Source organism: Pseudomonas khavaziana (genome assembly GCF_036704165.1).
GTDB lineage: Bacteria > Pseudomonadota > Gammaproteobacteria > Pseudomonadales > Pseudomonadaceae > Aquipseudomonas > Aquipseudomonas khavaziana.
Map to the genome: position 1 here is coordinate 3,687,480 of NZ_CP129946.1, position 13,061 is coordinate 3,700,540.

A 13,061-nucleotide genomic window follows, 5' to 3' on the forward strand; every position below is an offset into this window, starting at 1 on the left:
GCAACCACAAGGAACCCTCATGTCCAAGACCAACCTGTTCGACCTTGACGGCAAGATTGCTTTCGTTTCCGGCGCCAGCCGTGGTATCGGCGAGGCCATCGCCAAGCTGCTGGCCCAGCAAGGCGCCCATGTGATTGTTTCCAGCCGCAAACTGGAAGGTTGCCAGCACGTGGCCGATGCAATCATCGCCGACGGCGGCAAGGCCACCGCCATTGCCTGCCACATTGGCGAAATGGAGCAGATCGCCCAAGTGTTTGCCGGCATCCGCGAGCAGTTCGGCCGCCTGGATATCCTGGTCAACAATGCCGCGACCAACCCACAGTTCTGCAACGTGCTGGACACAGACCTCGGTGCATTCCAGAAGACCGTAGACGTGAACATTCGCGGCTACTTCTTCATGTCGGTGGAGGCCGGCAAGCTGATGCGCGAAAACGGCGGCGGCAGCATCATCAACGTGGCTTCGATCAACGGCATCTCGCCGGGTGTGTTCCAGGGCATCTATTCGGTGACCAAGGCCGCCGTGATCAACATGACCAAGGTGTTTGCCAAGGAATGTGCGGCGTTCGGCATCCGTTGCAACGCGCTGCTGCCGGGCCTGACCGACACCAAGTTCGCCTCGGCGCTGGTCAAGAACGACTCCATCCTGAAAACGGCCCTGGCCCAGATCCCGCTCAAGCGCGTGGCCGCCCCCAGCGAAATGGCCGGCGCGGTGTTGTACCTGGCCAGTGATGCCTCGAGCTACACCACCGGCGTGTCGCTGAATGTGGATGGCGGCTTCCTGTCCTGACATCGCCTGGGTTTCTTCGGATCGGTTTGCGCGTAACCTTGGCGCAGATCGATCTGCCCCAGGATGAAACATGGAACTGCACCTCGTCATCACCGGCCGCAAGGACCTGGCTGCCCAGCTTTACCAGCAGTTGCGCGAAGCCATCGCCACCGGGCGACTCTCGGCCGGCGCACAACTGCCCCCCAGCCGGCTGCTCGCCGAGCAATTGGGTATATCGCGCAAAACTGTGTCCGACACCTACGCCACCTTGACTTACGAAGGCCTGCTGGTCGGCAGGATTGGCCGGGGCACCTTCGTCAATGCCTGGGCGCCACAGCCCGACCGCGTGCAGACCGCCACCGACCTGGCCTGCGCCGCCAACCTGGGCAAGTGGGCGGCACTGCCCTCACCCATGCGCCACCCCACCGACGACAATATCCTGCGCTACGAATTTATCGGCGGCGCTACCACGCGCAATCAATTCCCCCAGGACGAATGGCGGCGCTGCACCCAGCACGCCCTGCGTCGTATCGCCCAGCACAGCGGTTTCTACAGCCAGCCCGAGGGCTTGCCCGCCTTGCGCAGTGCCATCGCCGGGCATATCGCGTTCTCCCGCGGGGTCAAATGCCTCGACCGCGACATCGTGGTCACCAATGGCGCCCAGCAGGCCCTCGACCTGATCGCCCGTGTGGTGCTGGAGCCGGGCAGTATCGTGGCCATGGAAGACCCGGGCTACAGCCCCGCACGCCAACTGTTCGTGGCCATGGGCGCGAGCGTCGCCAGTGTGCCGGTGGACGACCAGGGCATCCGGGTCGAGGACATTCCCGAGGGTACCCGGCTCATCTACGTGACCCCATCCCACCAGTTCCCCCTCGGCATGCCCATGAGCCAGCCACGCCGCGAAGCTCTGCTGGAACGGGCCATCGAGCTTGGCGCGATCATCATCGAGGACGACTACGACAGCGAGTTCCGCTACGCAGGCCGCCCCACCGACTCCTTGCAAAGCATGGACACCCGTGGCGTGGTGGCCTATGTCGGGACCTTCTCGAAAACCTTGCTGCCGCAGTTGCGCCTGGGCTACGCGGTGCTGCCGCCGGCGATTTATGCCGCGGTGCTCAAGGCCAAGCAACTGACCGACCAGCACTGTTCGACCCTGCCGCAATGGGCACTGGCCAAGTTCATCAGCGAGGGCTATTTGCTCAAGCATATCCGCCGTTGTCATAGCGTGTATGCCGGGCGCCGCGAGCGCATCCTGCAGCGCCTGGCCGGTGATCTGTCACCCTGGTTTGAAGCAGTGCCCACGGTGGCCGGCTTTCATATGGCAGCGTTGTGCAAAGTGCCGGTGGATATCACGCTGCTGATAGAAATGGCACGCCAGGCCGAAGTGGGCTTGTATCCGCTGGACGTGTTCTACCACGACGCACCTGCCCGCCCGGGCCTGATCATCGGTTTTGGCGCCATTGAAACCCTGGACATCGACCCGGCGCTGGATAAGGTCCGCGACATCCTCCAGCAGATTGGCTAAGGGTTTTTCCGGCGCATTGGTCATTGGTAGCGTGCAGGCTACGGCGTAGGGTGAAGAGGTCTCGAACTACCTGGAACCGTCACCATGAAACGACTGCTCGCCACCACGCTGATACTCGCGTCCCTCAGCGCCCACGCCCACGACCCGGTCTATAACAAGGAAACGCTCAAGGTGCTGCAAGAGCATGCGTTGAGCAACGTGCCCGGCAAGAAAGTCCTCATGCTGACCGTGGACTACGCCCCCGGCCAGGCCACCGTACCCCATAGCCACACCGGTACTGCCGTGGCCTATGTGCTGGAGGGCCAAGTCACGTCGCGGGTCAACAATGAGAAGGCGATCACCTACAAAGCCGGGGAGTCGTTCTACGAACCGGCGGGCTCGCGGCACTTCGAGTCGAGCAACGCCAGCCAGACCCAACCTGCCAAACTGCTGGTAGTGATGGTGATGGATGACGAGGCTGAAGTGCTCACACCCCTGCCACAGTAAGCCGCCGCACCACTGAGCCAATGTAGGGGCTCGCCCCCGATGAGCACGGGTATCTACACAACTTTGTAGCAGCCGACCGTAACCACGATGCGCAGCGAGTCGCCCTTGATCTTGATCTGCTTTTGATCTCAGGCGCCCCGTTAAACCACGCTGGCCGGAATTCGACAGGGATTTGGGGGGGTAAACCGGCAGGGATGCCGGTTTAGCCGCCCCGCGCCATGGATGGCGCGTGGCGGCGGCCCCCCCAAATCCCTGTCGGATTACGGGCACACCGAGCCTGGGCGAGGTGCCGAGTGGTGGGGCAAGAGCCCTTTGGTTACTTTGGGGCTCTTTTCCAAAGTGACCCGCCGTCAGGGCGGAACCAATAGTGGCCGTTACCTAAACAATGGATATGTACTCGGTCTGATCCAACATCCTGGTTGGCCGTCAGGCCGCCATCGGGAGCAAGCCCCCTCCCACATTTGGATCGCGGCCATCAGTTAGATAGCTATAAGCTGCCAGACAGCAAACGGGACCAAGTCGAATCGTCGCACCGCCCCCTACAGCCCGATTCAAGGGCGCTTGAACGTACGCCGTAGCGCTTCGATGCGAGGGCGGCAAACGCAGCCTTCCAGATGATCATTGACCATCCCCATCGCCTGCATCAACGCATACATAGTGGTCGGCCCCACAAAGGTCCAGCCACGCTTCTTCAGGGCCTTGGACAGGCGCACCGAAGCCGGTGAGGTCGGATTGGCCGTCCAGTACGCAATGTCCACCACCGCCGGGCGCTCTTGCTCGGCGGGCTCGAATGCCCACAACCAGTGGGCCAGCGAGCCGGTTTCATCTACCAGTTCACAAGCCCGCCGCGCATTATTGATCGCGGAACCGATCTTGGCCCGATTGCGCACGATGCCCGGGTTACGCATCAAGCGCTCCACATCCGCCTCGCCGTATTGCGCCACCCGACGAAAATCAAAGCCCTCGAACGCCTGCCGAAAGCTTTCACGCTTGCGCAGGATGGTGATCCACGCCATCCCCGCCTGGAAGCCCTCCAGGCAGATCTTCTCGTACAACAGGACGTCGTCGGCCACCGGCACGCCCCATTCGTGGTCGTGGTAATGCGGGTATTCGGGGGCGGCGTTGCGCCAAGAGCAATAGGCATGCCCTGCTGCGTCGGTGGTCAGTCCTGATTGGTCCATCCATCACCTCGTGTGCCAAGGGCCGATGATACGCAAAAAAAAACAAACCCCGCCAACCGCTCAAGCACCGGACTTACCGACCCACTGGTCAGACCGGGACCCGCCGATCGCCAAATATTTACTTGTGATTTGAAAAAAGCCAAGCGTAGACTGGCCGCGCACTGGACTTACCGGTAAGACCACAACAATTAAGCCCTGGAACCACCAGGGCACCGAATAGAGATCCTTCCCATGCTCAGATGGTGCTCGCGTTCGATTTTCCTGCAAGTCGTGATTGGCCTGATCCTAGGCATCGTCTGCGGCCTGGCCCTTCCCGAATTCTCCTCGCAACTCAAACCACTGGGCGACGGCTTTATCAAGCTGATCAAAATGCTGATTGGCCTGATCGTCTTCTGCGTGGTGGTCAGCGGTATTTCCGGCGCCGGCGACTTGAAGAAAGTCGGGCGCATCGGGCTCAAGTCAGTGATCTACTTTGAAGTGCTGACCACCGTTGCCCTGGTGCTCGGGCTGATCATGGCATTCAGCACCGGCATTGGCAGCGGCGCCAATATCCACCTTGAACAGCTTTCCTCTGCCGGCTTGAATGAATTGGCCGACAAGGGCCAGCACATCAAGGGCACCAGCCAGTTCCTGATGGACCTGATCCCCAACTCGGTGATCGGCGCATTCGCCGACAACAACGTGCTGCAAGTGCTGCTGTTCTCGGTGCTGTTCGGTAGTGCATTGAACCTGGTGGGCGAAGCGGCCAGCGGCATCTCCCGGCTGATCAACGAGCTGAGCCATGTGATCTTCCGCATCATGGGCATGATCGTGCGCCTGGCGCCAATTGGTGTATTCGGCGCGATCGCGTTCACCACCAGCACCTACGGCCTCGACTCCCTGCAGCATCTGGGCAGCCTGGTGGGGCTGTTCTACCTGACCTGCTTTGCTTTCGTCGCGCTGATCCTCGGCCTGGTGATGCGCCTGTCGGGCCTGCGCATGCTGCCGCTGCTCAAGTACCTGCGTGAAGAGCTGCTGATCGTGATGGGCACCGCTTCTTCCGATGCCGTGCTGCCGCAGATCATGCGCAAGCTGGAACACCTGGGTATCGGCAGCTCCACCGTGGGCCTGGTGATCCCCACGGGATACTCGTTCAACCTCGACGGCTTTTCCATCTACCTGACCCTGGCCATCGTGTTTATCGCCAACGCCACCGGCACACCCTTGTCGATGACCGACTTGCTGACCATTCTGCTGGTATCGTTGATCACCTCCAAAGGCGCCCACGGTATTCCGGGTTCGGCGCTGGTAATCCTGGCGGCGACGCTCACGGCGATCCCGGCCATTCCGGTGGTCGGCCTGGTGCTGGTACTGGCAGTGGACTGGTTCATGGGCATTGGCCGCGCATTGACTAACCTGATCGGCAACTGCGTGGCTACCGTGGCGATTGCCCGCTGGGAAAAAGATATTGATATCCAGCGCGCCAACAAGGTGCTGGACGGCCAGCAAGGGTATGCCTTCCAGGCCAAGAAACCGGTACTGCCGGCGCATCAGGAATTCTAATGTGTGAGGGGGGCTTGCCCCCTTCCACGCTTTGATCTTCAACAGTTTGAACCTCGTATTCGCAACCTAAGGAGCGCACGACGTGATCAGCACCTCAACCGTCGTCAATTCAGTCGTAGAAAAACTGCGCGCCGCACTCAAGCGCGGCCAGTGGCGGCGCGGGGAAATGTTGCCCGGCCAGCGTGAATTGGCTGAACAGTTGGGCATCAGCCGTCCGAGCCTGCGTGAAGCCGTGATCGTGCTGGAAACCCTCGGCCTGGTGCGCTCCATGCCCGGCAAGGGCGTAGTGGTGCTGGAAACCAGCATCAGCGAGCCACACGCAAGCGACGCCGTGGCCGACGCCAGTCTCGAAGATATCCTGCAACTGCGCTACACCCTCGAACCTTTTATCGTCGGCCTGGTGGCCCAGTCCATCAGCAGCAAGGAAGTCGGCCAATTGCGCCTGACCCTGATGGATATGCGCGAAGCCTTGGACGCAGGCGATGCCGAAGCCGGCATGAACGCCTATATCGATTTCCACGAAGAACTGTTCGCCCTCACCTCCAACCCGATTTTCCAGAATGTGGTGCAGCAAACCAGCACCGCACTCAAGCAAAGCGCACAAGTGCTGCGCAACTCGCCTGAACACCTGGCCGAGCGCCTGCAGGAAAACGAAGCCGTGGTGCGCGCCATCCGCAACAAAAACAGCGCCCTGGCCAGTGCCGAAATGCGTCGGCACATCCTTCAGGAAGGCCTGCGCATGGGCATTCGCCTGAATATCCCGGACGACCATCTGGGCAGCTGATTTTTTGGAGGCAGGCCATGAATGCTCACGCTATGCACTACGAACCCATCCTTGCGCCCCTGCGCCTGGTCGGCGGCAAAAAGTCTTCGGTGGATGACATCTACCCTCGACTGTTCGACGCCATCCTGGAACAACGCCTCGCCCCCGCCAGTCGTTTTACTGAGGAAGGCCTGGCTGAGACCTTTGGTGCGAGCCGCAGTGTGATCCGCCGCGTGCTGGCAAAGCTATCCCAGCAGCAAGTGATCATCCTTCGCCCCAACCAACGCGCCCAGGTGGCTGCGCCGGACGCCCTGCAAACCCGGCAGATCCTGGAAGCGCGGCGCATGGTCGAAATAACCGTGGTGCAGCTGGCGTGCGCTCAGTCAACGCCTGCCCAGGTATACCAATTGCGCGAACTGATCAACCGCGAACGTGACTGCATGGCCCGTGGACAACGCGGGACCGCGATCCGCTTGTCGGGGGAATTCCACCTGCAATTGGCGGCAATGGCGAGGAATGCGCCACTGTCGCAATTCCTCAATAGCCTGGTGCCTTTGACGGCTCTGGCCATTGCGCAATGCCCAGACACAGCCCATACGGCCTGTACCTGGGAAGAACACGCCGCGATTGCCAATGCCGTGGAGCAGCATGCTTGCGCCACCGCTGTAGAGCGAATGACCCAACACCTGGATCACCTCCAATGCCGCCTAATTGCCCTGCCCTAGATATATAGCGCCGGCTTGCCGACATCTTCCCATAGCCTGGATTTCGCACTGATTGAGTGCTTCATGACTGGCATTGAAGATGATCATTGATCCAAAAGTTTACGAGAACCTGTACACCCTGATCAGCCAATTAAACGAGCAAAAAGCCTCCCTGCCAGAGCCGCTGAAAACCTCGTTGGCCGAACTGACCCATACGTCGAAAGCGATCGGTACAGCGTTGTTCCATCAAGAACGCTATGAAGAGGCCGAATTTTATTTGACCTTTCCTGGGCTGGCGGGCGAGGCCGAAGCGCAATACGCCATGGCTACCTGCACCGGCTACCAACTCGGAGGGTTCCGCTACCCATTTGCGCAGACTCTAAGATGGCTCAGGCTCGCAGCGGCACAGGATCATGTCCTGGCCTTGATGTGGCTGGGTGACAGCCAATCGCTGGCAAAGGCCAAGGCACTGTCCACGACGGGTGCTGCCCAGGGTGACATACAGAGCATGTTCAACCTGTATGCCCTGACCCAGGACATCACCTGGCTGACCAAGGCTGCCGACACCGGCAATCCCAGGGCCCTCTATAAACTCGCCCAGACCTACCGCGAACACCCGGGGCTGATGCCCAACGCCGTAGAGCGCACGGCCGAAATTGAAGTGCTGTGTCAAAGAGCCGCGGATAGCGGATATCCATGGGCACTCGCGGACCGTGTGTTCTCCCCGGCCTCAACCGCCACGATGGTTGAAAAGCAGCGAAGGCTTGCTCAATTGGCGTGGACAGGTGACCCGGACGGGTTGCTGGAGTATGGCTATGCACTTGCAGGCCTTGCACGGGACAAAACCAAGCCTGCTCGTACCTATGGCATGGACAGAGACCTGCCAAAGGCCTATGCCGCGCTGAAATTCGAGTGGAATAGAACGGCTACCACCAGGCCTGTCCCAGGGCTGGAAGAGGCGCTCAATTTCATCGATCATCAGATGAATGTGGCTGACCATGAAGCCGTCCCAGCTAGTCAGTCGGAGCTGGCAAGCAAAATAGCCTCGGCTCCTAAATACTATGAGCCCAAGGTAGTTATAGGTTACTCACCCCATTGACCGCGCCTTGGCCTGAAGCCTGAGTAGCGCGACTGCAAAAAAAATCCTCGTGTCTTTCGACACGAGGATTTTTCTGGTTTTAACGCTCTGTCAGCACTTTTACAGCACCGACTGACCGCTCAACGCCAGGTCCAGCAACTCACGGTTGGCCACCGCGTACATGGCGTAGTCCGTGCCCACGGCTGCACGGATTTCCACCATCATCGCGCGCCAGCGATCAGCCATGTCCTGGTGTTGCTCAAGCCACAGGGCCACGCGGGCTTCCATGTCTTGTGGCGCGTCGGCCATCTGCAGCACCGAAATGGTGATCGCCCGTTGCTGCCAGTCCACATCGTCGCGGAAGGCTTCGCGGGCCTGGGCCTGCCAGTTGTTGGCTACCGGCAGGTCGCTGATCTGCTGCAGGTACCACGGCAGGTCCAGGGCACTGCCAACCGCGAAGTAGGCCTTGGCCACTTCGGCGGCGTCATGCCCGGTCACGTCGGCGGCTTCGATGATCGGCAGCAAGGTGTACAGGTGAGTCGTACCGGCCACCATGCGCGCCAGCAACTCCGGCACGCCGGCTTCGGTGTAGGCCTGGTAGCGGGTCTGCCAACCTTCGCGGGTCGGACCTTCCAGCAACTCGTCGAGCTTGAGGCCCAACGCCGCCAGGTGCGGGCCGAAGTGCGCGGTGTCACGCCCGGCGTCCTGCTCGTTGCGACGGCTGCGCAGGAACCAGCGCGTAGCGCGGCGGCCCAGGCGCATCAGCTCATCCATCAGCTCCAGTTGCACATCGGCGCTGACCTGGTGGTCCAGGGCTTCGATCTGACGGAACCAGTGCGGGAGGTGGAAGATGTCACGCACGATCACATAGGCGCCAGCCACGTTCGCCGGGCTCATGCCGGTGGACTCCTTGAGCCGCTGCACGAAGGTGATGCCCATGTGGTTGACCAGGTCGTTGGCGATCTGGGTGCTGACGATCTCGCGCTTGAGACGGTGCCGACGCATGGCCTCGGAGAACTTGGCCACCAGGCTCGGCGGGAACGCGGTCTCCATGTCACGGGTCAGGTACTCGTCATCCGGCACCAGCGACTTGAGCAGCGCTTCCTTGAGGTCGATCTTGCTGTACGAGATCAGCACCGACAACTCCGGACGGGTCAGGCCCTTGCCGGCAGAGGCGCGCTCGCTGAGCTGCTCTTCGGTCGGCAAGTATTCGATGGCGCGATCCAGCTTGCCTCGGCCTTCCAGGTCGCTCATCAGGCGCTTGTACTCGGCGGCACGCTCGTAGGCACGGCGCGCCGCCAGGGACAGGGCCTGGGTCTGCTTGTAGTTGTTGCCCAACACCAGGTGGCCGACTTCGTCGGTCATGCTCGCCAGCAACTGGTTGCGTTGCTTGTCGGTCATATCACCGGCCTGCACCACTTCGTTGAGCAGGATCTTGATATTCACTTCGTGGTCGGAGCAGTCCACGCCACCGGCGTTATCGATGAAGTCGGTGTTGGAACCGCCGCCATTGAGGCCGAATTCCACACGCCCCAGCTGGGTCATGCCGAGGTTGCCGCCCTCGCCCACTACCTTGCAGCGCAACTCGTTGCCGTTGACGCGCAGCGCGTCGTTGGCCTTGTCGCCCACATCGGCATGGCTCTCGGTGCTGGCCTTGACGTAGGTACCGATGCCGCCGTTCCACAACAGGTCCACCGGCGCCTTGAGCAAGGCGTTGAGCAGTTCGGTCGGGGTCAGCTTGTCGGCCTGGATGTCGAAGCGCTCTTTCATCTGCGCCGAGATGGCAATGCTCTTGGCACTGCGCGAGAAGATACCGCCGCCTTCGGACATGATGCTGGTGTCGTAGTCGGTCCACGAAGAACGCGGCAGCTCGAACAAGCGCTTGCGCTCGACAAAGCTGGTGGCCGGGTTCGGGTTCGGGTCGATGAAGATATGCAGGTGGTTGAAGGCTGCGACCAGTTGCAGCTTGTCGGACATCAGCAAGCCGTTACCGAACACGTCACCGGCCATATCGCCGACGCCCACCACAGTGATGCTGTCTTCCTGCACGTTGATGCCGCGCTCACGGAAATGACGCTGCACACCGACCCACGCGCCCTTGGCGGTGATGCCCATCTTCTTGTGGTCGTAACCGGCGGAACCGCCGGAGGCAAACGCGTCACCCAGCCAGAAGCCGTAGTCGATGGCAATACCGTTGGCGATGTCGGAGAAGGTCGCAGTGCCCTTGTCCGCCGCCACCACCAGGTAGGGGTCATCGTTGTCATGACGCACGACATTGGCCGGCGGCACCAGGGCGCCATCCTTCAGGTTGTCGGTAATGTCCAGCAGCCCGGAAATGAAGATGCGGTAGCAGGCGATACCCTCGGCCGCGATCTCGTCACGGCTGCCACCCAATGGCAGGCGACGCGGCAGGAAGCCGCCCTTGGCACCCACCGGCACGATCACCGAGTTCTTCACCTGCTGGGCTTTTACCAGGCCCAATACTTCGGTACGGAAGTCTTCTTCACGGTCGGACCAGCGCAGGCCGCCACGGGCGACATTGCCAAAGCGCAGGTGCACACCTTCGACACGCGGCGAGTACACGAAGATTTCAAACTTCGGTACCGGCTTTGGCAGCTCAGGAATCGCATGCGGATTGAACTTGAAGCTGAAGTACGACTTGTTCTGGCCGTTGGCGTCGGTCTGGTAGAAGTTGGTACGCAGCGTAGCCTTGATCAGGTCCAGGTAGCGACGCAGGATGCGGTCTTCGTTGAGTACCTGAACGTCGTCCAGGGCGGTGAGGATCGCTTGTTCCAGGCGCTGCTGCTTGTCTTCCAGGTCGTCGGCGGTGAGTTTGCGCGCGAGATAAAAGCGGGTCTTGAACAGCCGGGTCAACTCGCGGGCGATGTCGGTGTGGTTGTTCAGGGTACTGGCGATGTAGCCCAGGTCGAAGCCCAGGCGGATCTGCTTGAGATAGCGAGCGTAGGCACGCAGCAGCGCGACATCGCGCCATGGCAGGCCGGCGGTCAGCACCAGGCGGTTGAACGCATCGTTCTCGGCATCGCCGTGCACGATGTGCACGAACGCGTCCTGCAGGGTGTCGTTGAGCTGCTGGATATCCAGGTTCACGCCTTCGGCGGCGATGAACGCGAAGTCATGGATCCAGAACTCGCGGCCATTGGCATGGCGCAGGCGATACGGGAACTCGCCCAACACGCGCAGGCCGAGGTTTTCCAGGATCGGCAGCACGTCCGACAACGCCAGCGGGGTATCAGCGTGGTAGAGCTTGCAATGCAGCTCACGCTGGCCGGAGACCTGGCCCAGCGGCTGATAGAAGCTCATCACCAGCGGGTTGGCTTCGGTCAGGCTGTTGAGGTGTTGCATGTCGACCACGGCCGAATGCGCGGCAAAACGCTCGCGGTAGCCGGCCGGGAAGCCTTTCGGGAAGTCGGCCAGCACGTTGGTGCCGTGGGCTTCGCCGAAGCTTTCCACCACCAGGCTGGCGTAGTCGTCCTGCCAGCTGCGGCAGGCTTGCACCACTTCTTTTTCCAGCTGCAGCGGGTCGATGTCCAGGCGGTTCTTCGGATCGACCCGCAGGATCAGTTGCACACGGGCCAGTACCGACTCGGAGAAGAAGGTCCAGAACTCGCAGTCCGATGCTTTCAGGCGATCCATCAGCACTTGCTGGATCTTCTGGCGCACTTCGGTGGAATAGATGTCACGCGGCACGTAGGCCAGGCAGTAGCAGAAACGACCGTACGGGTCCTTGCGCAGGAACACGCGGATCTTGTTGCGTTCCTGGATCTGCACGATGGACATCACGGTGTTGAACAGCTCGTCCACCGGGGTCTGGAACAGGTCGTCACGGGGCAGCACTTCAACCACCTGGGCCAGCTCCTTGCCCAGGTGCGCCTTGGCCTGGAAGCCCGAACGACGTTCGATCTCAGCGACCTTGCGACGGATGTAAGGAATCACCCGTACGCTTTCACCGTACACCGAGGAGGTGTACAGGCCCATGAAGCGGTGTTCCTTGATGACCTTGCCGTCGGCGCTGATTTCACGGATCGACACATAGTCCGGGTAAGCCGGGCGGTGCACGCGGCTTGGGTGTGCAGCCTTGGCGAACGACAGTACGGTCGGCTCGCGCAGGTAGGCCACGGCGTAGTCTTCGATGCGCAGGTCTTCGGCGGTGAGGCCGGCGCGCAGCAGTTTGGTCAGACCGAGGAAGGAGCTGGCGTCATATTCGATATGACCGCCGTCCGCCTCGTCACGTACCACAAACTCTTCGTAGCCGAGGAAGGTGAAGTGATTGCCCACCAGCCATTCGAGGAAGTTCTTGATCTCGGCTTTTTCTTCGCCGTCGATGGCAAACGGGCTGGCGTCGATACCGGCCAGCAGGTCCTGGACCTTGGCTTTCATCGGTTCGAAATCGGCCACGGCCACGCGCACTTCACCCAGCACCTGCTCAAGCTCTTTGCTCAGCACGTTCAGCTCGGCGGCGTTGGCGCAACGGTCGATTTCCAGGTACATCAGCGATTCTTGCAGGATGCCGTCGCCCTGGGTGCCTTTTGGCAGGATTTCCAGCAGCTCGCCCTTGCTGCCACGACGTACGCTGAGCACGGTGGTTTGCAAGGTGTGGATGCTGTAGCCGCGGCGGTTCAGCTCGGTGCGCACCGAGTCCACCAGAAATGGCAGGTCATGGTGCAGCACTTCGACCGCGGTATGGGTCGACTGCCAGCCATGACGTTCGTAATCGGGGTTGTAGACCCGCACTTGTGGTTGGGTGTGATCAAAGCGCTCAAGCAGGCGCCAGGCAGACAGGGTGCAACCGGCCAGGTCGGAAAGGCGACGCTGGGTCAGTTCGTCCAGGGAAATGATGCCGAAGAATTGTTCAGCGAACAGCGCCACTTGTGGCAGTGCCTGTTCACTGATGTGCTGCGCCAGTGCCGCTTGCAGTTGGTGCTGGAAGTCGGCCTTGCTGGCTGCGGTGAAGAACGCCATCTGTGGTACTCCGCTTGGGCTTGTTATTGATGGAAG

At 61.1% G+C, this 13,061-nt stretch carries 9 protein-coding genes; 7 read left to right on the forward strand and 2 right to left on the reverse strand.

All coding sequences use genetic code 11. From position 1 onward, the window contains the following. Window positions 1-19 precede the first annotated feature (19 nt). From QYQ93_RS16320 to QYQ93_RS16330, 3 genes are all read left to right on the forward strand, one after another. Window positions 20-787 (forward strand): SDR family oxidoreductase, encoded by a 768-nt coding sequence (locus QYQ93_RS16320; RefSeq protein ID WP_043050946.1) that lies wholly within the window; start codon window positions 20-22, stop codon window positions 785-787. Between the two features lie 70 nt (window positions 788-857). Next, the gene (locus QYQ93_RS16325; RefSeq protein ID WP_043050947.1) at window positions 858-2,291 is read left to right on the forward strand and encodes a PLP-dependent aminotransferase family protein; all 1,434 of its coding nucleotides are present in this window, start codon (window positions 858-860) and stop codon (window positions 2,289-2,291) included. A gap of 84 nt (window positions 2,292-2,375) precedes the next feature. After that, window positions 2,376-2,777 (forward strand): cupin domain-containing protein, encoded by a 402-nt coding sequence (locus tag QYQ93_RS16330; protein ID WP_043050948.1) that lies wholly within the window; start codon window positions 2,376-2,378, stop codon window positions 2,775-2,777. 551 nt (window positions 2,778-3,328) lie between these two features. Here the strand turns inward: QYQ93_RS16330 and QYQ93_RS16335 are convergent. Beyond that, on the reverse strand, window positions 3,329-3,958 hold the full coding sequence (locus QYQ93_RS16335; RefSeq protein ID WP_043051316.1) for a DNA-3-methyladenine glycosylase I: 630 nt from the start codon (window positions 3,956-3,958) through the stop codon (window positions 3,329-3,331). A gap of 231 nt (window positions 3,959-4,189) precedes the next feature. Between QYQ93_RS16335 and QYQ93_RS16340 the strand changes: the two genes are divergently transcribed. From QYQ93_RS16340 to QYQ93_RS16355, 4 genes are all read left to right on the forward strand, one after another. Beyond that, the gene (locus tag QYQ93_RS16340) at window positions 4,190-5,500 is read left to right on the forward strand and encodes a C4-dicarboxylate transporter DctA (RefSeq protein WP_043051317.1); all 1,311 of its coding nucleotides are present in this window, start codon (window positions 4,190-4,192) and stop codon (window positions 5,498-5,500) included. Between the two features lie 82 nt (window positions 5,501-5,582). Beyond that, window positions 5,583-6,284, forward strand: coding sequence for a FadR/GntR family transcriptional regulator (locus QYQ93_RS16345; RefSeq protein WP_043051318.1), 702 nt, complete (start codon window positions 5,583-5,585; stop codon window positions 6,282-6,284). Between the two features lie 17 nt (window positions 6,285-6,301). Then, window positions 6,302-6,988, forward strand: a complete 687-nt coding sequence (locus tag QYQ93_RS16350) for a GntR family transcriptional regulator (RefSeq protein ID WP_338475046.1) — start codon at window positions 6,302-6,304, stop codon at window positions 6,986-6,988. 73 nt (window positions 6,989-7,061) lie between these two features. After that, the gene (locus QYQ93_RS16355) at window positions 7,062-8,066 is read left to right on the forward strand and encodes a hypothetical protein (RefSeq protein WP_338475047.1); all 1,005 of its coding nucleotides are present in this window, start codon (window positions 7,062-7,064) and stop codon (window positions 8,064-8,066) included. 99 nt (window positions 8,067-8,165) lie between these two features. On the opposite strand, the gene QYQ93_RS16360 is transcribed toward QYQ93_RS16355, so the two are convergent. Next, the gene (locus tag QYQ93_RS16360) at window positions 8,166-13,025 is read right to left on the reverse strand and encodes an NAD-glutamate dehydrogenase (protein ID WP_043051321.1); all 4,860 of its coding nucleotides are present in this window, start codon (window positions 13,023-13,025) and stop codon (window positions 8,166-8,168) included. Window positions 13,026-13,061 lie beyond the last annotated feature (36 nt).